Below are 20,878 nucleotides of genomic sequence, written 5' to 3'. Positions count from 1 at the left end.
AGAACCTGAACTCTCGTGGCTGATTCGTAGTCAGGACAGACTGCGGACATCGTCTTGCTTTAGCCTTGTTTTTCGCACGATCGCGCATTTGCATCGATGTGCGCAGATACAGCTTGAACGAACTCTTTCAATGTTGTGAGGATAGATGGCTCGTTCGTATATGACGTCGTTTTTTCGCGAATGGCTCACCGCACCCTGCTCCGTTGCCGCGATACTTCCCTCCGGACGCGCACTCGCCGCCATCATCACTTCCGAGCTGTCCGAACGTACTGGCCGTGTTCTCGAACTCGGGCCGGGTACCGGTGTGTTCACCCAGGCGATGATCGACAAGGGCGTGCGGGAAAAGAACCTCATTCTGCTCGAGTACAACGCCACCTTCTCCGCGTTGCTCAGGCAGCGCTTTCCACACGCACGCTTGCTGCAGATGGATGTTGCCGATCTCGAGTCGGTACCCCACATCGATGGCGCCTGCGTCGATGCCGTGGTTTGCGGCCTTGGCTTGTTGAACATGCCGGCGCATCAGGTGGCTGCGATCCTGCGTGGCGCCTTCCTGCAGTTGAAGCCCGGCGGCCGGCTGTATTTGTTTACCTACGGATTCAAGTGCTCGGTTCCGGCACAGATCCTCGACGCGCTCGATCTGGAGGCCGTCAGGATCGGGCGCACCTACCGTAACGTGCCGCCTGCGACGACCTACCGCATCCAGCATCGCGCCTGTCGGCGATAGCCTCAGGCCGATGTCGCACGGCGCAGGCGCGGCCCGGCCGCCTTGCGGGCTGTGCTGCTGGCCTTGCGTTGCTTGCTGCGCGAGTCGGTCAAAAAGCGCAGCGTGGCCGCCTCCCACTGCCGCTCGCCACGCACCCCGGTGGCCATCGCCTGCAAGTGGCCGGCGCGCCAGCCTTCGAATACGCAGGGGTCGATGTAGGCCTTGCGGCACACCGATGGCGTGTTGCCCAGCGCATCGGCCACTTCGCGGATGACATCGTTCTGCACCTGCGTCAACGCACGTTCGCTCATGCGTTCGGGCAGCGGCAGCCGTGCCAGGCGTTGCAGCGCCGCCAGCGTGCCGCCCCAGGTGCGGAAGTCCTTGGCGGTGAAGTCCTCGCCCATCGCCTCGCGCAGGTAATCGTTGACCTCGCCCGAATCCACCGGTTGCAGCTGGCCATCGTCGTCGCGGTACTGAAACAGCGATTGCCCCGGCAATTGCTGACATTGCCGGATCAGTTTGACCAGCTGCTTGTCGTCCACTTCGATGTCGTGATCCTGGCCGCTCTTGCCGCGGAATTTGAGCCGCGCGCGTCCACCTTTCAAGAACTCCATATGCCGGTTGCGCAAGGTGGTCAGCCCATAGGAGCGGTTGCTGCGCGCATATTCGGCATTGCCCACGCGCACCAGCGTGTCGGCCAACAACGCCACCACGATCGCCAGGACCTTCTCGCGCGGAAATCCCGGCAACACCAGATCGCGGCGCAGTCGGCGGCGCAACTTGGGCAGCGCCTGGCCGAAGGCGATCACCCGTTCGAACTTGCCTTCGCCACGCACCTGCGCCCAATCGGCGTGGTAGCGGTACTGCTTGCGCCGCCGCGCGTCGCGCCCGGTGGCCTGCAGATGGCCATTGGGTTTGGCGCAGATCCATACCTCGGTATAGGCCGGTGGAATGGCCAGCGAGCGGATACGCTGCAAGGTGTCCGCATCGGCGACACGCTGCCCGTCCGCACTGCGGTAGCTGAAGCTCTTGCCGGCCTTGCGGCGGCTGATGCCGGGCTGCTGATCGTTGACGTAGGTGAGCCCGGCCGCGCGCGCAGTGGCCTTGGCCTGAGCGACGGCGGCCACGGTGGCGGCGGCCGTGGCGACCACCGCACCGGTGGCGGCGGCGGCAAGCTTGCCGGCGGTGCTGGCCGTGGTTGCGGCATTGCGAAGAACACGTTTGGCTTTCATTGCGCACGGATCGAAGGACTGGCGCCGATTGTTGGGCCGCGCAGCGCTAGGCCGCGTCAACGCAACGACAACGCCGTGTGGGCAAGCGATGCCCGCAGCGCAACTTTGTGCTTATGCTTGGGCATCCCCCTTTGCTGGAGTCATCGATGCGCGCTGTCCTGCCTATTGCCCGCCTGGCTTGCACCTTGGTCGTGCTGACTGCATTGACTGCCTGCAACAAACCGCAACCCGATGAACAGGAAGCCGTTGCGGCCAACGCACAACAGGCGGCCGAGCAAGCGTCCGCGCCGGTGCCGGATGCAGCCCCGGAAGCGCCGCCAATCGGCAGCTGCGATGCCACCCAGGTGCAGTCGCTGGTTGGCCAGCCCATCACCGATGCAGTCGGCGAGCAGGCTCGCAGCGATGCCGGCGCCAAGTCGGTACGCGTGCTCAAGCCCGGCCAGATGGTGACGATGGAATTCAACGGCGAACGGCTCAATCTGGAAGTGGATGCCAAGAACGTCATCACCGCGGTGCGCTGCGGCTGATCCTGCGCTGGCGCCTGTCGTTGGACAGGCGCCAAGCCTGCTGGCACAAGGGATTGCAGCGGGTCTCGTTGCAGCTGTAACGGTGTATTGCGGCACCGCATCAACTGTGGTCTAGTCGATCATCCGGTGACCTCTTCGAAACGCTCCACGGATCGAGCGCTGCAACGTCGTCGCCGCTCTCCCAGATCGCAAAGAGGCAGACATGGCCCCCCGCACTCGCCAAGGGCTCAACGACTACGGTCTCTACGACAGCGCGCGCGACGAACGCGATGCCTGTGGTTTTGGCATGGTCGCCCAGTTGGACGACCAACCTTCCCGCTCGCTGGTGGACACCGCGATTGCGGCGCTCTCGCGCATGACCCACCGCGGCGGCGTGGCGGCCGACGGCCTCACCGGCGATGGCTGCGGCCTGCTGATCCGCAAACCCGATGCATTCCTGCGCGGGCTGGCGCGCGATGCCGGCATCACCGTGGGCACGCGCTATGCGGCCGGCGTGGTGTTCCTGCCGCTGGACGAAGCCGATGCCGCCCGATGTCGTGCCGAACTGGAAACCCAGCTGCACAGCGCCGGCGTGCAGTTCCGCGGCTGGCGCGTGGTGCCTACCGACGACAGCGTCTGCGGCCAGCTGGCGCGCGACACCTTGCCGCGCATCGAACAGGTGTTTGTCGATGCCGGTGCCGAGCAGAGCGAGGACGGCTTCACCCTGGCGCTGTTCCTGGCGCGCCGCCGCGCCGAGCAGCAGCTGCGCGAGGTGGCGGACTTCTACGTCACCACGCTCTCGCCCAACGGCATCAGCTACAAGGGCATGGTGCTGCCGGACAAGCTGAGCACGTTCTACCCGGACCTGCAGCGCAGCGATCTGTCTTCCAGCGCGATTGTCTTTCACCAGCGTTTTTCCACCAATACGCTGCCGCGCTGGCCGCTGGCGCATCCGTTCCGCCTGCTCGCCCACAACGGCGAGATCAACACCATCGAAGGCAACCGCCGCTGGGCGCAGGCGCGCAGCAAGGTGTGGCAGACCCCGCGCTTCGACATCGCCGAGTTTGACCCGGTGATCTCCATGCACGGCTCCGATTCGCAGAGCCTGGACAACATGCTCGAGCTGCTGATCGCCGGTGGCATGGACCTGCTGCAGGCGCTGCGCATCCTGGTGCCGCCGGCGACCCAGTCGCTGGAGTTCAAGGACGCCGACCTGGCCGCGTTCTACGAGTTCTACGGCCTCAACACCGAGCCGTGGGACGGCCCGGCCGGCATCGTCGCCTGCGACGGCCGCTATGCCGCCTGCATGCTCGACCGCAACGGCCTGCGCCCGGCGCGCTGGATGCTGACCTCCGACCGCCATTTCCTGGTGGCCTCCGAGGCCGGCGTGTGGGAACTGCCGGCCGAGCGCATCACCCGCAAGGGCAAGCTGGGCCCGGGCGAGATGATGGCGATCGATCTCAAGCGCGGCGACCTGCTGGACTCGGACGCCATCGACCGCATCAACCGCGCGCGCGCGCCGTACAAGCAATGGCTGCAGCAGGGCGTGACCTATCTGCAGACCGAACTGATCGACCCCTCGCTGGTGGAAGAACCCTTCAGCGAGCAGACCCTGCGCAGCTACCACAAGCTGTTCCAGCTCAGCACCGAGGAAGTGGAGCAGATCCTGCGCCCGCTGGCCGAGACCGAGCAGGAAGCCACCGGCTCGATGGGCGACGACACCCCGATGGCGGTGCTCAGCCGCCAGACCCGGCCGCTGTACGACTACTTCCGCCAGGCCTTCGCGCAGGTCACCAATCCGCCGATCGACCCACTGCGCGAAGGCATCGCGATGTCGCTCACCACCCAGCTCGGCAAGGAGACCAACATCTTCCATGCCGGGGCGGAGACGGTGAACCACGTCATCCTCAACTCGCCGGTGCTCAGCCAGCGCAAGCTGCGCCAGCTGCTGAAGATGGAGCAGTACGTCGAGCGCAACCGCCTGATCGACCTGTCCTACAGTGTGGAGGAAGGCCTCGAGGCCGGCCTGGAACGCATCTGCCAGGAAGTGGAAGCGGCCGCGCGCGCCGGTGCGGTGATGCTGCTGCTGTCGGATCGCTACCCGGTGCCGGACCGGCCGATGGCGCATGCGCTGCTGGCCACCGGCGCGGTGCACCACCACCTGTGCAAGGTGGGCCTGCGCTGCGATGTCAACCTGATCATCGAAACCGGCACCGCGCGCGATGCGCACCACATGGCCTGCCTGCTCGGCTTCGGCGCCACCGCGGTGTATCCGTACCTGGCCTACCAGACGCTGTTCGACCTGGGCCGGCGCGGCATCCTGCAGCTGAGCAAGGGCGGCGAGCAGTCGCAGATCGGCCGCCGCTACCGCAAGGGCATCTACAAGGGCCTGTCCAAGATCATCTCCAAGATGGGCATCTGCACCATTGCCAGCTACCGCGGCGCGCAGTTGTTCGAGATCGTCGGGCTGGACCCGGACGTGGTGGAGCTGTGCTTTGCCGAAACGCCCGCCCGCATTGGCGGCGTGGGCCTGGCGCGGCTGGATACCGAGGCGCGCGAGCTCACCGCACGCGCCTGGAACGACCAGCTCAAGCCGGAAGTGGGCGGCCTGCTCAAGTACGTGCACGGCGGCGAGTACCACATGTACAACCCCGACGTGGTTATGACGCTGCAGCGCGCCACCCGCACCGGCGATGCCGGCGACTGGCAGAAGTACGTCGACGCGGTGCATGCGCGCCCGGCCTCCACGCTGCGCGATCTGGTGCAGCTCAAGCGTGCCGATATCCCGACCCCGCTGGACGAGGTCGCCCCGGCCAGCGATGTGCTGCGCCGTTTCGATACCGCCGCAATCAGCCTGGGCGCGTTGTCGCCCGAGGCGCACGAGGCGCTGGCCATTGCGATGAACCGCCTGGGCGGGCGCAGCAATTCCGGCGAAGGCGGCGAAGACCCGGCCCGCTACGGCACCGAGAAGCGCTCCAAGATCAAGCAGGTGGCCTCGGGCCGTTTCGGCGTGACCCCGGAATACCTGGTCAATGCCGAGGTGCTGCAGATCAAGGTCGCCCAGGGCGCCAAGCCCGGCGAAGGCGGCCAGCTGCCCGGCCACAAGGTCAACGAACTGATCGCGCGGCTGCGCTACGCCAAGCCCGGCATCGGCCTGATCAGCCCGCCGCCGCACCACGACATCTATTCCATCGAAGACCTGGCCCAGCTGATCTACGACCTCAAGCAGGTCAACCCCACCGCACTGGTGTCGGTGAAGCTGGTCGCGCATGCCGGCGTCGGCACGATTGCCGCCGGCGTGGTCAAGGCCGGCGCCGACCTGATCACCGTGTCCGGCCACGACGGCGGCACCGGCGCCAGCCCGGTCAGCTCGATCCGTTATGCCGGCGTGCCGTGGGAACTGGGCGTGGCCGAGTCGCACCAGGCGCTGGTGGCCAACGACCTGCGGGCACGCACCATCCTGCAGACCGACGGCGGCCTGAAGACCGGCCTGGACGTGGTCAAGGCCGCGCTGCTGGGCGCCGACAGCTTCGGCTTCGGCACCGCGCCGATGATCGTGCTGGGCTGCAAGTACCTGCGCATCTGCCACCTCAACAACTGCGCCACCGGCGTGGCCACCCAGGACGAGCGCCTGCGCGCGAACTACTTCACCGGCCTGCCCGAGCGCGTGGAGCATTTCTTCCGCCTGCTGGCCGAGGAAGTGCGCCAGTGGTTGTCCTACCTGGGCGTGCGCTCGCTGGACGAGATCGTGGGCCGCACCGACCTGCTGGAGCAGCTGGACGTCGCTCCGCGCGCCGGGGTCAAGGTCGACCTGTCGCGCCTGTTGACGCATGCCCGCTACGACGGCAGCCACTGCGCCGCCCAGCGCCTGTACGAATCGCCCGACAGCCTGGCCACGCAGATGGACGGCCTGCTCGCCGACGCCATCGCCAACAAGACCGGCGGTGACCATCGCTTTTTGATCCACAACACCGACCGCTCGATCGGCGCGCGCCTGTCCGGCGCCATCGCGCGCGTCCACGGCAACCACGGCATGAGCGATGCGCCGTTGAACCTGCGCTTCCGCGGCACCGCCGGGCAGAGCTTTGGCGCGTTCAACGCCGGTGGCCTGCAGCTGGAGCTGGAAGGCGAGGCCAACGACTACGTCGGCAAGGGCATGGCCGGCGGGCGGCTGGTGGTGCGTCCGCCGCGCGGTGCGCGCTTCGAGGCGCGCAGCACGCCGATCGTGGGCAACACCTGCCTGTACGGCGCGACCGGCGGCGAGCTGTTCGCCGCCGGTCGCGCTGGCGAGCGCTTTGCGGTGCGCAACTCCGGCGCGCTGGCGGTGGTGGAAGGCGCAGGCGACCACTGCTGCGAATACATGACCGACGGCGTGGTGCTGGTGCTTGGCAAGGTCGGTCTGAACTTCGGCGCCGGCTTCACCGGCGGGCTGGCCTACGTGCTGGATATCGAGCGTGACTTCGTGGACCGCTACAACCACGAACTGATCGACATCCACCGCGTCTCCGCCGAGGGCTTCGAGAACCATCGCCAGCATCTGCACACCCTGATCAGCCGCCACCGCGAGCTGACCGGCAGCATCTGGGCGCAGCAGATCCTGGACGAGTTCCGCGACTACATCGGCAAGTTCTGGCTGGTCAAACCCAAGGCCGCCAGCATCGAGTCGCTGACCGAGTCACTGCGCCGCGCCGCCTGAGTTGTGCTCCCCTCTCCCGCTGGCGGGAGAGGGGTCGGGGGTGAGGGCACAGGCCCCGCCGCCCCTTTTCCGCCCCTTCGGGGCACCTTTTTCCGCACGCGGGAGAAGGGAATCAGCCACGGATTTCTCTATGAGCCGCAAGCAAGCCTTCCAATTCCTCGACCTGCCCCGGACCATGCCCACGCGCATTCCGGTGGAGCTGCGTACCTCCGGCGACTGGGGCGAGCTGTACGGCAAGTTCGACAAGGCCGACGCGCAGTACCAGTCCGGCCGTTGCCTGGATTGCGGCAATCCGTATTGCAGCTGGAAATGCCCGGTGCACAACGCGATCCCGCAATGGCTGCAGCTGGTGCAGGAAAACCGCATCGAGGAAGCCGCCGCGCTATGCCATTCCACCAATCCGCTGCCGGAAGTGTGCGGGCGGGTGTGTCCGCAGGACCGCCTGTGCGAAGGCAGCTGCACGCTGGAGGAATTCGGCGCGGTCACCATCGGCGCGGTGGAAAAATACATCGTCGATACCGCCTTCAAGATGGGCTGGCGGCCGGACCTGGGCAACGTGCAGCCGAGCGGCTGGCGGGTGGCGGTGATCGGCGCCGGCCCGGCCGGCCTGTCCTGCGCAGACCGCCTGGTGCGTGCCGGGATCGAAGCAGTGGTCTACGACCGCTACGAGCAGATCGGCGGGCTGCTGCAGTTCGGCATCCCCAGCTTCAAGCTGGACAAGTCGGTGATCGGCAAGCGCCGCGAGATCCTCGAAGGCATGGGCGTGCAGTTCCGCCTGGGCGTGGAAGTGGGCCGCGACATCAGCATCGAGCAGTTGCTGGGCGAGTACGACGCGGTGTTCCTGGGCACCGGTGCCTACCGCTATACCGATGGCGGGCTGCCCGGGCAGGACCTGAAGAACGTGCTGCCGGCGCTGCCGTTCCTGGTGCAGAACAGCCGCATCGTCAGCGGCAACGACCCGCATGGCCGGCCGATCGCCGGCTGGGAAGACCAGATGGCGCTGCCCGACCTCAACGGCAAGCGCGTAGTGGTGCTGGGCGGCGGCGACACCGGCATGGACTGCGTGCGCAGCGCGATCCGCCTGGGTGCGGCCAAGGTCACCTGTGCGTACCGCCGCGACGAGGCCAGCATGCCGGGCTCGGCGCGCGAGGTGGCCAACGCGCGCGAGGAAGGCGTACGCTTTTTGTTCAACCGTCAGCCGCTGTCGATCGAATCCGGCGCCGACGACGAAGCCATCGGCGTCACCGTGGTGGAAACCAGGCTCGGCGAACCCGATGCCAGCGGCCGCCGCAACGCGGTGCCGGTGGAAGGCAGCGAATCGCTGCTGGAAGCGGACGTGGTGATCATCGCCTTCGGCTTCTCGCCGACCCTGCCGGACTGGCTGGCCTCGCAAGGCGTGGAAGCCGGCAGCAACGGCCGCATCGTCGCACCGTCCGACGACAACGGCCGCCTGCCCTACCAGACCAGCAACCCGCGCCTGTTCGCCGGTGGCGACTGCGTGCGCGGCGCCGACCTGGTGGTCACTGCCGTGGCCGAAGGCCGCGATGCGGCGGGCAGCATCGTGCAGCTGCTTGGGGTCAAAGCGCAGGTCAAGGAGCCGGCTGCTGCTTAAGGGATGCTAGGCATGCTCAGGTCACTCGTTACCGGTCTGCTGATCTTTACTGCCGGTAGCGTGGCTGCGGCGCAGACCACAACATGCCAGGAGTCGGACAATCTGCGTCTTGATGGCCTGCCTCTTTCCATCGTGCAGATGGAAGAGATTGGTCTCAAGTACGCGGCAACAAGTACGAAGGCGCCTCAGGTGCCGTTTGCTTATGGCAACAAAGATTGGCTGTGGCTCAAGAAGCAGTACCGCTCCGGCGATTACTTCGTGGCTTATGAGCAGCTTTGGCCTGCAAGTGGGAAGCCATTCGCCTGGGGTTATGCGCTTGTTCGAGGAAAATGTGTCCTTGGCGTGCTGAGCATTCGAACTTCGTAGGCTAAGTCAGTAACGCTATTCAATAGGCTTGCACAGCTCGAATGCTGCAGGTGCCAATGCCCCCATGAAAGGCTCATGACATGACCAATGCTGTTTACATCGACAGCTGCGCGTGGAACTACCTTCATGAGAAAGCGATAGATCTCCTACGTGAGCTCCCCCCTGACACGTATGCGCCATACCTAACCCGAGAGGTGGCAATCGAACTTGAGGCAATCCCAGACGGCGAAAAAAAGCAAACGCTCAAGGCTTACATCAAATCTAGTATCGATAGGTCGTCCATAAAGACAACTTCGGTATTCGGCTTTCAAACCCATGGAATTGATGGCGTACCTTCAACGGTCCAGGTTTATGGGGGATTTGGCCAGGGAACGTTTCAGTCTGCTACAGATCGCGCATTTTATGCGTCACCTGAGATCAAATCCCAGTTGGTTGGCAAAAAACCACGTAAGAGCGGACTGTGTGCCAATCAAGCTGATGCATCTCTGGCCGCCCGCTCATTTGGAGCCTTCGTACTGACCACTGATAAAAATAAGAGGCCCTTAAAAACGGCTTCAGAACTTGATGGAACGATTGTCTATCTCACTGCCGAAGTAGAAAAAAGTGGGCTCACGCTAGGCCAATACTTGGCATCGCTGCAGCAGGCCATATGAGTAGATTTAACGTGTAGCCCATCCTTAAAGCGGCGCTATGTTCATATGCCACCGCCTGCGTCCGACGGACGCAAGCAGTGGCATCACACCCTGCTGCTATCGCGACTTAGGCCGCCTTATCCAGCGTCGCCATGTCGATCACGAAGCGGTACTTCACGTCGCTCTTGAGCATGCGCTCGTAGGCGGCGTTGATTTCGTCGGCGCGGATGGTTTCGATGTCCGAGACAATGTTGTGCTTGGCGCAGAAGTCCAGCATTTCCTGGGTCTGGCGGATGCCGCCGATCAGCGAGCCGGCCAGGGTGCGGCGCTTCATCACCAGGTTGAACACTGCCGGCGACGGGTGCGACTCCTCGGGCACGCCCACCAGCACCATCGCGCCGTCGCGCTTGAGCGCGTTGAGGAACGGGTCCAGGTTGTGCGGGGCGGCCACGGTGTTGAGGATGAAATCCAGGGTGTTGTACTGCGCCGCCATCTGCGCCTCGTCCTTGGAGATCACCACCTCGCTGGCGCCCAGGCGCATTGCATCGGCGCGCTTGCTCTCGGAGGTGGTGAACAGCACCACGGTGGCGCCCATCGCCTTGGCGATCTTCACGCCCATATGGCCCAGGCCGCCCAGGCCGACCACGCCCACCTTCTGCCCCGGGCCCACCTTCCAGTGCGCCAGCGGCGAGTAGGTGGTGATGCCGGCGCACAGCAGCGGCGCCACGGCGGCCAGATTGTCGGTGTGGGAGATGCGTAGCACGTACTTCTGGTCGACCACGATATGGTCGGAGTAACCGCCGTAGGTGTTCTCGCCGCCGCCGAACATCGGCCCGTTATAGGTGCCGGTGAAGCCGGCTTCGCAGTACTGCTCCTCGCCTTCCTGACAGGAGGCGCAGCTGCGGCAGCTGTCGACCATGCAGCCGACGCCGGCCAGGTCGCCAACCTTGAAGCCGGTGACGGCGTCACCGACGGCAGTCACACGGCCGACGATCTCGTGGCCCGGCACGGACGGATACCGTGTGTTATGCCATTCGTTGCGGGCGGTATGCAGGTCCGAGTGACACACGCCGCAGTAGGCGATTTCGATCTGGACATCGTCGGGACCGGGCGCGCGGCGTTCGAACACGAACGGGGCAAGCGGCTGGTCGGCGGCTTGGGCGGCAAAGGCATGGGCTTGGCTCATGGGAGACTCCGGGGGGCATTGGGCCGTGCGCACGAGGTGCGAACGACGGGAAAACAGGCCTGGTAGCTTAAGACAGCGACGCGTCGCGCTCGTGCGACAGTGCGTCTTACCTGTCCTCTTGCGAACGCTACCGTTGGCACAGCATGCGCCGTGCAGGTGTTTTTGCGCGATCAAATCGGTGTTGCACGCGTGAATGGCACGCTAACGCGCGAGCTTCTAGTCTCGTCGGGTCACCTGTCGCCCTGCACCATCCCACCTGGCCGTGCCCTCCCCCTGCGGCCACCACGTCGATGCCGAAGGAGGCTTCCATGTTCCGCGCTCCCCCGAAATTCCCGAGTCTGCGTCGCGTCGCACTCGCACTGACCTTGCTGGCTGCGATGCCGTTGGCGCACGCCAAAGAGCCCGATGGTCCGAAGAAGCAGTCCGCCGGCCTGAAATATGTCGGCGTCAATCTATCCGGCGCCGAGTTCAACTCGCGCAAGAAGCCCGGCACCTTGTTCAAGGACTACACCTATCCGGCCGCGTCGGATTTCGCCTATTTCGCCGGCAAGGGCATGAATACGATCCGCCTGCCGTTCCTGTGGGAGCGCCTGCAACCCGAACTCAACGGCGAGCTGGATACCGCGCAGCTCGGGCTGATCAAGAAGTCGCTCGAAGCGGCCAAGGCGAACAAGCAGTTCCTGATCCTGGATCTGCACAACTATGCCAAATACAACGGCAAGCGCCTTGGCACCGACGAGGTGTCCGCTGCCGCATTGGCCGACCTGTGGCGCCGGCTCGCGCTGGAATTCAAGGACGACAAGGCCGTGATCTTCGGGCTGATGAACGAGCCCAACGGCATCTCCGCAACCGAGTGGGCCGGAGCCGCGCAAGGCGCGATCAACGCGATCCGCAAGACCGGCGCCCGCAATCTGATCCTGGTGCCGGGCACGGCGTACACCGGCGCGCACAGTTGGCGCAGCAATAGTTATGGCGGCTCCAACGCCAAGGCGCTGGCCATCCTCAAGGACCCCGGCAACAACCTGGCCTTCGAAGCGCACCAGTACCTGGACAACGACTACAGCGGCACCAAGCCGCAGTGCACCAGCGACAGCGTCGGCGAAGAAAAGCTGCGCGGCTTTACCGACTGGCTGCGCGAAAACAAGCAGAAAGGCTTTCTGGGCGAGTTCGGCACCGCCAACAACCCGGTCTGCGACAAGGCGCTGGAAGGCATGCTGACCTACATGGAAAACAACAGCGACGTGTGGCTGGGCTGGACCTGGTGGGCTGCGGGCGCCTGGTGGAAGCCGGATTACTTCTTCACCGTACAACCGGGCAAGGACGGCAGCGACAAGCCGCAGATCAGGATTCTGAGCAAGTACGCACGCCGCGCCGGCAAGCACTGAGGGCAGCGGTCCAAGCGGCAGGACGCGGGCGATGCTGTGCAGGTCGCCCGCTTTTTTTTGCGCCGCGTTGGAGTGTCCACGGCTGGCACTGGTTGTTGGGCGGCGCAGCAGCAGATCGATGGCATCCAGGCGGTGGACGAAGGTCGGCGCGATGGGGGTCTCGGTGCATCGATGATGCACGTCTGGCTTCGGTGGGGGTCTCGGTGCATCGATGCTGCACGTCTGGCTTCGGTGGATGCAGCTGTCGTTGTCACCGGGGGCGCTGACTCTTGAAGATGGACGCACCGCGATCGAACACGATCATTGCAGTGCATCGCGCGCTACACCCGCAACGCACGCTCACCCCACTGCGTGCGCCGTGGTTGCAGTGCTAGGCGCATCCGTGCAGGAACGTGTCATGCGTGTAGCTGCATGCGGTCGTTGGCGCAGCTCCTGTCATCGCATCAACGCCGATGCATTGATGCGACCAATACCATTGCGAAGTTGCAGCAGCGCTGCGGATTCAAGGCATTCTCGCGACGCGCGCGATGCATCGAGAAAACAGCTCGCAACTGCGAAGCACTGCACAGCTTGATGCAGTGATACCTCGCATCCGTAGTTGCGCGCCGCAGATGCGCATAGGCTGGTGATCGATGCGTTGTGCTTGCGAGCAACTGCGATGCAACGCATCTCCCCCCCGTAGATGCTTCAGGAGTTCCCCCATGTCCCTCTCCCCCACCTGGCCGCGCCAGCTGCTGTGCTGTGCGCTGGCCGCGCTATTGCTGGCCGCGCTTCCACGCGCGCAGGCGCAAAGCGGTGCACTGCGTTATGCAGGCATCAATCTCTCCGGTGCCGAAATCGCCTCGGCAAGACGTCCCGGCATCGTCAATGTCGACTATCGCTATCCAACTCCGGGCGAATACCAGCACTTCGCCGACACCGGCATGAATGTGGTGCGCCTGCCCGTGTTGTGGGAGCGACTACAACCCAAGAACCAGGGCGCGCTGGACCCCGCACAGCTCGCGCTGATTCGACAGGCCGTGGCCAATGCCAAGGCAGCGCACATGGTATTGATCGTGGATATCCACAATTACGCCAAGTATTACGGGCAGAAGATCGGTGCCCAGCGCGTGCCGATCGCCACCTTCACCGACCTGTGGCGGCGGTTGGCCGTGGCGTTCAAGAACGATGACGCGGTGATCTTCGGGCTGATGAACGAGCCCTACGACATTGCGCCGCAGAACTGGGCTGCCGCCGCACAGGCAGCGATCGACGGCATCCGCGCCACCGGCGCCAACAACCTGATCCTGGTGCCTGGCGCGCTGTGGTCCGGAGCGCACAGTTGGTATTCCACCATCGCCGGGCAATCCAACGCAGTTGCGCTGGCCAGTATTCGCGACCCGCTCAACCGTTACGCCATCGAGGTACACCAGTATCTGGATACCGATTCCAGCGGCACCAGCGCCAGTTGCGTGAGCGCTACCATCGGTGCGGAGCGCCTGCGCAGTTTCACCGGTTGGCTGCGCAGCCAGCGCAAGCGCGGATTCTTGGGCGAGTTTGGGTCATCCAGCAATCGCACCTGCATGCTCGCGCTGGACGGCATGCTGCGTTATCTGGAAACCAACCGCGATGTCTGGTTGGGCTCCAGCGTCTGGGCCGCTGGCGCATGGTGGCGCGCCGATTACCCGTTCACGCTGCAGCCGGATGGCAACGGACGCGACAAACCGCAGCTTCCCATCCTGAGCGCGCATGCGCGTCGCATCGCGCGCTGATTCACCCAAGCTCGCCTGGAGCGATCAGGAAAACCTGGTGAGAGGCTGCCAGGCCGTTGCCGGCACTCGGGAACCGGCGTGTAGAGGTGCTACACGCCGGTTCCGGCCGCAGGCCGCAGCGTCTTGCAGGCGCATCGCCACTAGGTGAATTGCCCTGTTCAGCGGTGCCCTCCCAGCGACGGCACCGCATTGATTGCGATGCGTCATGGCTGCGCCACTGCGATGGCGCCACGCAAATGACGCATCGCTCAATAACGCCGGTATCTCGGCACATACCGGTACGTATCCGGTAAACCCAACAGTTTATTGATAACCGGTATGCACGCATAAACGCGCGCTTCCTTATTAAGTGCGCATTGGTTCGCACTTTTCGGCTAAATCGCTGGGATACCGCGCTTTGGCACACGTGATGCATTGCAACACACAGATGCAGCGCAACTTGCGCCGATCGCACGCCATCGGGGCGGCGACGCATCTTCCCCGTCAGGAGTTGCTTCATGTCACGTCCGTCCTTCTCACTACGCCATCTTTCCCTGTGCGCCCTGTGTTTCATGTTGCTGGCCGGATTGTCGTCGGCGCATGCGCAAACACGCGCGCTGACTTACGCCGGCGTCAATTTATCCGGTGCAGAATTCGCATCCTCCAAAAAACCCGGCGTGCTCAACAAGGATTACATGTACGCCTCGGCCAGCGATTACACGTATTTCGCCGGGGTCGGAATGAATACGATCCGCTTGCCCATTTTGTGGGAACGTCTGCAGCCCAGCGCGCGCGGCGAGCTGGATCCGGCGCAGCTGGCGCTGGTGCAGCAGGCAGTGGCGCGTGCCAAGGCTGCAGGCATGTATCTGGTGATCGATATCCACAATTACGCCAAGTACTACGGTTACAAGATTGGCGGGCCGGAAGTGCCGGTGGCCACCTTTAGCGACCTGTGGCGCCGTCTCGCATTGGCATTCAATGGCGATAATGCGGTGATCTTCGGGTTGATGAACGAACCCAATAATATTTCCTCCAGCCAATGGGCTGGTGCCGCGCAAGCCGCCATCGATGCAATTCGCAGAACCGGTGCCAATAATCTGATCCTGGTACCGGGCGCCTCGTGGACCGGGGCGCACAGCTGGTACTCGCCCACCAGCGATGGCTATTCCAACGCCGTTGCGCTGGCGTCCATCTACGACCCGCTCAACCGTTACGCGTTCGAAGTGCATCAATACCTGGACGCCGATTCCAGCGGCACCAGCAGCGTCTGCGTCAGTTCCACTGTTGGCGCCGAGCGTTTGCGCAATTTCACCGAATGGCTGCGCACCAATGGCAAGCGCGGTTTTCTGGCCGAGTTCGGTACCGCCAATAATCAGGTCTGCAACGAAGCGCTGCAGGGCATGCTCGGCTACATGGAGAGCAATGCAGACGTGTGGTTGGGTTGGACGTGGTGGGCGGCCGGTTCGTGGTGGAACCTGTCCTACGCCTACAACGTGCATCCGAACAAGGACGGCACCGACAAACCGCAGATGACCATCCTCTCGCCGCAGGCCGCACGCGCAACCCATGCACCCGGCACCACCGCCGCACGTCTACCTGCCTCCACGGCACGCACCAAGCGCTGAACATGCGCCACGAGATGACAAGCCGCCGCAAGGCGGCTTTTTCGTTGGGCTGCGGGCAGTGCCGACTTGCTGGAATTGAAATGTAAATCCGCAGTGCAGAAGCGATGAAGGGCGACACCACGTTTCAGTTAACTGAATTTCCCTGACCGAATCGTCCCTGTTTTCACCCGGCTACGATCCCGAGGCAGCCAGCATGGCGGCACTTCACAGCAGGAGCCTACCCATGGCACGTCGCATGATGACCACCGCGCTGATCGGCGCATTGACGCTTGTTTCGCAGGGCGCGTTCGCGCAGGACGCCGCCAAGCCGGCCAAGGCCCTCACCTCCAATGAGGTGACCAGCATGTTGACCGCCAAGGGCTACACCAAGGTGCACGACGTCAAGTTCGAGCACGGCGTGTGGACCGCCGATGCCCGCAGCGGCGATGGCAAGGATGTGGATGTCCACATCGATCCGGTGACTGGCCGCGTCTATGGCGACCAGACCACCTCGCGGCTGAGCGAAGCCGACGTCCGTGCGGCATTGTCCACCGGCGGTTACGCGGACGTGCACGATCTCAAGTTCAAGGATGGCCTGTGGAAGGCCGATGCAAAGCGCAACGGGCAAAAGGTCGAGCTGCACGTGGATCCCGACGATGGGCACGTGGTCAGTGTCGACAACGATTGAGTGCCTGAGGGCGCGCGTCTTCGGGCGGCTAGGGCAACGCGCTGGTTGAGCGGCGCGCCGAACAGCGGTTGCGGCCCGTACCGACCCTGATCTGGATCCCGGCGATGCCGCGAGTGTTTCAGCCAGCCCGCTACCGTTCCGCCTGAAGCATGGATGAAAAGCAAAGGGCCTCCAATCGGAGGCCCTTTGTCATGCAGGCAGTCGCCTAGGCTGCGACCGCTCGCACAGCGGCGCGATCTGCATTGCCCGCCGCCGCAGCGGCAAGCGCCTCACCGCGCAGGCGCGGCGTTGTTTGCGTCCGCATCCTTGGCCTTGTTCGGCTTGGCATTGTTCGGAGCGTTCTCGGCTGCGCCCGGCTGCGCTGCCGCCGCGCCGGTGCCCGGCTTGCCGGCCAGCATACGGTCGCGTGCAGCCTTGAACGGGTTGCCGGGGTACCAGTTCGGCCAGCGGTCGCCGGCGGCGACTTCCTTGCCCACGCCGTACACCGCCTGCAGGTCTTCGATGGTGCCGTCGAGTTTCCATGTGGCCGCATCGTACTCATCGCCGGGGGCGTGGTAGCGATGGCGCCCGTAGTCCTCGGCTGCCGCACGCCCGGCAGCAGTACCGCCCTCGCGCAGGTCTTCGCCGCCATCGGCATACAGCGCCGGCACACCGGCCTTGGCGAAGTTGAAATGATCCGAGCGGAAATACGAGCCGCTCTGCGGCGTGGCTTCGGCATGCAGGGTACGGCCCTGCATCGCGGCGATCGGCTTGAGGATGTCTTCCAGCTCCGAACTGCCCATGCCCACCACGGTCACATCGCGTGCGCGCCCGGCCACCGACATCGCATCCAGGTTGATCACCGCCGCGATCTTGTCCAGCGGAAAGCTCGGGTTGGCCACGTAATACTTGGAGCCGAGCAGGCCGGATTCTTCCAGCGTCACCGCCACGAACACCACCGAGCGGGCCGGCTTGGGGTCCTGATGCGCGAACGCATCGGCGATTTCGAGGATGCCGGCCACGCCGGTGGCGTTGTCCACCGCGCCGTTGTAGATGTTGTCGCCACTCTCGCCCGGATGCTTGCCCAGGTGATCCCAGTGCGCCATGTACAGCACCGCCTCGTCGGCATGGCTGCTGCCTGGCAGCACGCCGACCACGTTGCGCGAGGTCTTCTCGGCAATGCTGCTCTTCAGGTCCACCGACCAGCTGGCCTTCAACGGCACCGGCTTGAAGCCGCGCTTGCTGGCGTCCTTGTAGGCCTGGGCCAGATCCAGCCCGGCATTGGCGAACAGCTGCTTGGCGGTGTCGGCGCTGATCCAGCCCTGCACCGGCAGGCGCGGATCGGGGTCGTCCTTGGCCGGCAGATCGTATTGCGGGCCGGACCAGGAGTTCTTGACCACATCCCAGCCGTAGCTGGCGCCGAGTGTGTCGTGCACGATCAATGCTGCCGCTGCGCCCTTGCGCGCGGCCTCTTCGAACTTGTAGGTCCAGCGCCCGTAGTAGGTCATGCGCTTGCCGTCGAACAACTTGGCATCGTTGGTATGGAAGCCGGGGTCGTTGACGAACATCACCACCGTCTTGCCTTTCCAGTCCTGGCCGGCGTAATCGTTCCACTGCTGCTCGGGCGCATCCACGCCATAGCCCACGAAGACCAGCTCGCTGTTGTCCAGCTTGACCTCGGCCTGGCCGGTGCGCGTGCCCACCACGATGTCGGTGCCGAAGGCGAGGGTGCGGGTCTGCTCGCCGCTGCGCAGGCTGGGCGCGGTGGCCGCATCGGCGGTGGTTTCCACCATCGGCACGTCCTGGAACCAGCTGTCGCCATTGCCCGGCTGCAGCCCGATGCGCTGCATCTGGTCGCGGATATAGGTCACGGTCTTTTCTTCGCCAGGCGTGCCCGGTCCGCGTCCTTCGAAGTCGTCCGAGGCCAGCGTCTTGACCAGTTCGGCAAAGTCGCCGCCGGTCAGCTCGGGCGAGAACGCGTGCCGGCTGACCGGTGCGCTGGGCGTGGCATCGGCCGGCGTCTGCTCGGCCGGTGCGGACGGCGTGTCGGCCGATTCGCGTTTGCAACCGGCCAGGGCCAGGGTCGCGGCCAGGCACAACAGGATCTTGCGGGGCATCGGAACTCCTCGTGCGACGGAGTTCCGATCTTAGAACGTGCGTGTGGTGAGCGCGTCAGTCCTTGGGTGCCACGTCCGAATCGAAGCTACGTGCGGTGGCACCGGTGACCGCGCCGACCTTGGCGGTGCGATGCACATACAGATCCACCTCACGCTCGAAGTGGAGCGGGCCATCGACCACTGCCTTGGGGCCGATCACCACGCGGGGTTTGCGCGAGGGCTTGAAGGAAAAGCCGAAGTTCGGCTTGGTCACCTCGATGCCGCCGCGCACATGCGAGCCCACCCCAACGGTGATGTCGCCATTGACCGTCTCGATGCCCTTGCCGAGGTCGGTTCCGACCAGCCCGATACTGCCGTTGACCGTTTCCACGCCGCCGCTGACCTGGCTGCCGCGCTCCACCAGCACGCTGCCGTTGACCGTTTCCAGCCCACCGGACACGATGACCTTCTGGCCCAGGGAAATCGCGCCGTTGACCGTGGACACATCGCCGGTGCGGGCGCCATCGCCGATCTTGATGCCACCGTTGACCGTTTCCACATCCTTGGTCTGCGCACCGGCGCCGATCTCGATGGAGCCGTTGACCGTTTCCAGGCCGCCGTAGGTCTTGCCGGCCTCGGCGCTGATGCGGCCGTTGACCTTGCTGATGTCATCATCGGCCCAGGCGGTCGAGCAGGCCAGGGACAATGCCAGGAGGAGAGACTGGGGCTTCATGCTGAACCTCGCGCGGTGGCGGCTGTCTTGGGCGTGGCGGCGATCACACCATGCTTGGCTACAATCGCGCACCTGCCTGAAGTCACTGGATCGTTCGTTGGCCCCTTCGCCCGCACCGCTGTCGCGTCCGCCGCTCGTCTCCGCCACCGGCGTGGGACGCAGGTGGCTGGCTGCGAGCGTGCTGGCCTGCATGCTGCTCGGCAGCGTCGGCGCGGGCGCGCAGAACCAGCGCGAGACCGAGCGCAAGCTGCAGCAGCTGCGCGATGAGCTCAAGACCATCAGCGCCGACCGGCGCGAGCTGGAAGGCAAGCGCGGCACCGCGGCCCAGCAACTGCGCCAGGCCGACGAAAAGGTCGCCAAGACCGCGCGTGCCCTGAGCGAAACCGAAGCGGCGATGCGCGCACAGGAACACCATCTGTCCACGCTCCAGCAGGACCGTGCGCAATTGCAGCGCGGCCTGCAGAACCAGCGCACGCAGCTGGCCGCATTGCTGCGCGCCGCCGACCAGGTGGGCCGCAACGCACCGTTGAAGGTGTTGCTGTCGCAGGACACGGTCGGCGATGCCAACCGCATGCTCGCCGATCACCGCTATGTGCAGAACGCACGCGCGCAGCGGATCCATGCGCTGACCACGCAACTGGATGCCCTGGCCAAGGTGGAACAGGACATCGCCACCCGGCGCCAGGCGCTGGATGCCGCGCGCGCGCAGCAGAAGGCGCAGGCCGCCACCTTGCAGAAGGACCGTTCGCAGCAGGCGGCCACCGTGGCGCAGCTGGACGATCGCTACAAACAACGCGCCGAGCGCGAAAAGGCGCTGGGCCAGGATGCCAAGTCGCTGGAGCAACTGCTCGCCAATCTGCGTGCGGCCGCGGCCAAGGCCGAAGCCGAACGCCGCGCGGCCGCAAAGCGCGCCGCCGCCGAGGCCGCGGCGCAGGCCAAACGCGGCAAGACCGATCGCCCGGAGCGCCCCGGCAAAACCCCGCCCAAGGTCATCGCCAGCGCACCTGCACCCAAGGTCGGTGGGCTCAGCTGGCCGGTGTCGGGCAATCTGCTGGCACGCTTCAATGCCACCTTGCCCGATGGCCACACCAGCAAGGGCGTCTTGATCGGCGCGCCCAAGGGCAGCACGGTCACTGCGGTGGCCGACGGCACGGTGGTGTTCTCCGACTGGATGACCGGCTACGGCATGATCCTGATCGTGGACCACGGCAACGGCTACATGAGCCTGTACGCGCACAACGACACCTTGCTGCGCGATGCCGGCGCGGCGATCAAACGCGGCGAGGCAGTGGCCAAGGTCGGCAGCTCGGGCGGGCAGGGCGTGCCGGCGCTGTACTTCGAGTTGCGGCGCAATGGGCAGCCCGTCGACCCATCGAGCTGGTTGCAGCGGCGTTGACGGTGGCGTGTGGTGCGCACGTGCAGACGCTGCGCATCGCACCGAGCGCAAACGTGCTGCAGAGCGTTGCCGAAGTGGTTGATCAGCGTGGATTGGTTCTGGCCCAGCGCCTGGTCATTGCATCGACCAGGCTTTGCCGGCCAGTGCGTGGCAGCGGTATTGCGCGGATGCGGCCTGTCTGGCCGCTGCGACAGGCCGACCGATCCCGGTGATCCGGCAGCGCCATGGTGTTCGCAGACATCGCGGAGCGTGCGTACACCGCGGTCGGTCGCTGACGCGCGGATGCGGAGTCAGACGCCATGGCGCTGGCCACACGCCAATGGCAGATGCCTGC

15 protein-coding genes are annotated in these 20,878 nt (G+C 65.0%); 11 read left to right on the top strand and 4 right to left on the bottom strand.

The window, feature by feature from the left end; all coding sequences use genetic code 11:
- Nucleotides 1-160: 160 nt before the first annotated feature.
- Nucleotides 161-724, top strand: coding sequence for a methyltransferase domain-containing protein (locus tag FHY18_RS18940; RefSeq protein WP_259159057.1), 564 nt, complete (start codon nucleotides 161-163; stop codon nucleotides 722-724).
- 2 nt (nucleotides 725-726) lie between these two features.
- On the opposite strand, the gene FHY18_RS18935 is transcribed toward FHY18_RS18940, so the two are convergent.
- On the bottom strand, nucleotides 727-2,025 hold the full coding sequence (locus FHY18_RS18935) for a DNA topoisomerase IB (protein ID WP_259159308.1): 1,299 nt from the start codon (nucleotides 2,023-2,025) through the stop codon (nucleotides 727-729).
- A 56-nt stretch (nucleotides 2,026-2,081) separates the two neighbouring features.
- On the opposite strand from FHY18_RS18935, the gene FHY18_RS18930 reads away from it, so the two are divergent.
- From FHY18_RS18930 to FHY18_RS18910, 5 genes are all read left to right on the top strand, one after another.
- Nucleotides 2,082-2,462, top strand: a complete 381-nt coding sequence (locus tag FHY18_RS18930) for an I78 family peptidase inhibitor (protein WP_046962772.1) — start codon at nucleotides 2,082-2,084, stop codon at nucleotides 2,460-2,462.
- Nucleotides 2,463-2,664: 202 nt separating this feature from the next.
- Nucleotides 2,665-7,137 (top strand): glutamate synthase large subunit, encoded by a 4,473-nt coding sequence (gene gltB / locus FHY18_RS18925; RefSeq protein ID WP_259159043.1) that lies wholly within the window; start codon nucleotides 2,665-2,667, stop codon nucleotides 7,135-7,137.
- A 130-nt stretch (nucleotides 7,138-7,267) separates the two neighbouring features.
- Complete coding sequence (locus FHY18_RS18920; RefSeq protein ID WP_259159036.1) at nucleotides 7,268-8,749, top strand: FAD-dependent oxidoreductase; 1,482 nt, start codon at nucleotides 7,268-7,270, stop codon at nucleotides 8,747-8,749.
- Nucleotides 8,750-8,761: 12 nt separating this feature from the next.
- Entirely contained in the window at nucleotides 8,762-9,115 is a 354-nt protein-coding gene (locus FHY18_RS18915) for a hypothetical protein (RefSeq protein WP_259159028.1), read from the top strand.
- A gap of 80 nt (nucleotides 9,116-9,195) precedes the next feature.
- A complete protein-coding gene (locus tag FHY18_RS18910; protein WP_259159026.1) occupies nucleotides 9,196-9,768 on the top strand; it encodes a hypothetical protein in 573 nt (190 codons plus the stop codon).
- A gap of 106 nt (nucleotides 9,769-9,874) precedes the next feature.
- On the opposite strand, the gene FHY18_RS18905 is transcribed toward FHY18_RS18910, so the two are convergent.
- Nucleotides 9,875-10,933: an NAD(P)-dependent alcohol dehydrogenase gene (locus tag FHY18_RS18905; protein ID WP_259159025.1), complete on the bottom strand. Its 1,059-nt coding sequence runs from the start codon at nucleotides 10,931-10,933 to the stop codon at nucleotides 9,875-9,877.
- A 308-nt stretch (nucleotides 10,934-11,241) separates the two neighbouring features.
- Between FHY18_RS18905 and FHY18_RS18900 the strand changes: the two genes are divergently transcribed.
- The 4 genes from FHY18_RS18900 to FHY18_RS18885 all read left to right on the top strand — a co-directional run bounded on the left by FHY18_RS18900 (nucleotide 11,242) and on the right by FHY18_RS18885 (nucleotide 16,340).
- Nucleotides 11,242-12,318, top strand: coding sequence for a glycoside hydrolase family 5 protein (locus FHY18_RS18900; protein ID WP_259159024.1), 1,077 nt, complete (start codon nucleotides 11,242-11,244; stop codon nucleotides 12,316-12,318).
- A 758-nt stretch (nucleotides 12,319-13,076) separates the two neighbouring features.
- Nucleotides 13,077-14,069, top strand: a complete 993-nt coding sequence (locus FHY18_RS18895) for a glycoside hydrolase family 5 protein (RefSeq protein ID WP_259159307.1) — start codon at nucleotides 13,077-13,079, stop codon at nucleotides 14,067-14,069.
- 497 nt (nucleotides 14,070-14,566) lie between these two features.
- On the top strand, nucleotides 14,567-15,673 hold the full coding sequence (locus tag FHY18_RS18890) for a glycoside hydrolase family 5 protein (RefSeq protein WP_259159023.1): 1,107 nt from the start codon (nucleotides 14,567-14,569) through the stop codon (nucleotides 15,671-15,673).
- 223 nt (nucleotides 15,674-15,896) lie between these two features.
- Nucleotides 15,897-16,340 (top strand): PepSY domain-containing protein, encoded by a 444-nt coding sequence (locus FHY18_RS18885; RefSeq protein ID WP_259159018.1) that lies wholly within the window; start codon nucleotides 15,897-15,899, stop codon nucleotides 16,338-16,340.
- A 269-nt stretch (nucleotides 16,341-16,609) separates the two neighbouring features.
- Here FHY18_RS18885 and FHY18_RS18880 read toward each other — a convergent pair whose 3' ends face one another.
- Both FHY18_RS18880 and FHY18_RS18875 read right to left on the bottom strand, forming a co-directional pair.
- On the bottom strand, nucleotides 16,610-18,436 hold the full coding sequence (locus FHY18_RS18880) for a M28 family metallopeptidase (protein ID WP_259159016.1): 1,827 nt from the start codon (nucleotides 18,434-18,436) through the stop codon (nucleotides 16,610-16,612).
- 55 nt (nucleotides 18,437-18,491) lie between these two features.
- Nucleotides 18,492-19,148 (bottom strand): hypothetical protein, encoded by a 657-nt coding sequence (locus FHY18_RS18875; RefSeq protein ID WP_259159014.1) that lies wholly within the window; start codon nucleotides 19,146-19,148, stop codon nucleotides 18,492-18,494.
- A gap of 97 nt (nucleotides 19,149-19,245) precedes the next feature.
- Between FHY18_RS18875 and FHY18_RS18870 the strand changes: the two genes are divergently transcribed.
- A complete protein-coding gene (locus FHY18_RS18870; RefSeq protein WP_259159011.1) occupies nucleotides 19,246-20,544 on the top strand; it encodes a peptidoglycan DD-metalloendopeptidase family protein in 1,299 nt (432 codons plus the stop codon).
- The last annotated feature ends 334 nt before the right edge of the window (nucleotides 20,545-20,878 follow it).

The sequence above is a fragment of the Xanthomonas sp. 3793 genome (assembly GCF_024806835.1).
Lineage (GTDB): Bacteria > Pseudomonadota > Gammaproteobacteria > Xanthomonadales > Xanthomonadaceae > Xanthomonas > Xanthomonas arboricola_F.
The sequence above is the reverse complement of the archived record's forward strand: the minus strand, read 5'-3'. Positions and strand labels throughout refer to the sequence as shown.

Excerpts from the sequence above, each read along its gene's own strand:
- FHY18_RS18940 (WP_259159057.1), top strand. The coding sequence starts at position 161 with ATGACGTCGTTTTTTCGCGAATGGCTCACCGCACCCTGCTCCGTTGCC.
- FHY18_RS18930 (WP_046962772.1), top strand. The coding sequence starts at position 2,082 with ATGCGCGCTGTCCTGCCTATTGCCCGCCTGGCTTGCACCTTGGTCGTG.
- gltB (WP_259159043.1), top strand. The coding sequence starts at position 2,665 with ATGGCCCCCCGCACTCGCCAAGGGCTCAACGACTACGGTCTCTACGAC.
- FHY18_RS18920 (WP_259159036.1), top strand. The coding sequence starts at position 7,268 with ATGAGCCGCAAGCAAGCCTTCCAATTCCTCGACCTGCCCCGGACCATG.
- FHY18_RS18915 (WP_259159028.1), top strand. The coding sequence starts at position 8,762 with ATGCTCAGGTCACTCGTTACCGGTCTGCTGATCTTTACTGCCGGTAGC.
- FHY18_RS18910 (WP_259159026.1), top strand. The coding sequence starts at position 9,196 with ATGACCAATGCTGTTTACATCGACAGCTGCGCGTGGAACTACCTTCAT.
- FHY18_RS18905 (WP_259159025.1), bottom strand. The coding sequence starts at position 10,933 with ATGAGCCAAGCCCATGCCTTTGCCGCCCAAGCCGCCGACCAGCCGCTT.
- FHY18_RS18900 (WP_259159024.1), top strand. The coding sequence starts at position 11,242 with ATGTTCCGCGCTCCCCCGAAATTCCCGAGTCTGCGTCGCGTCGCACTC.
- FHY18_RS18890 (WP_259159023.1), top strand. The coding sequence starts at position 14,567 with ATGTCACGTCCGTCCTTCTCACTACGCCATCTTTCCCTGTGCGCCCTG.
- FHY18_RS18885 (WP_259159018.1), top strand. The coding sequence starts at position 15,897 with ATGGCACGTCGCATGATGACCACCGCGCTGATCGGCGCATTGACGCTT.
- FHY18_RS18880 (WP_259159016.1), bottom strand. The coding sequence starts at position 18,436 with ATGCCCCGCAAGATCCTGTTGTGCCTGGCCGCGACCCTGGCCCTGGCC.
- FHY18_RS18875 (WP_259159014.1), bottom strand. The coding sequence starts at position 19,148 with ATGAAGCCCCAGTCTCTCCTCCTGGCATTGTCCCTGGCCTGCTCGACC.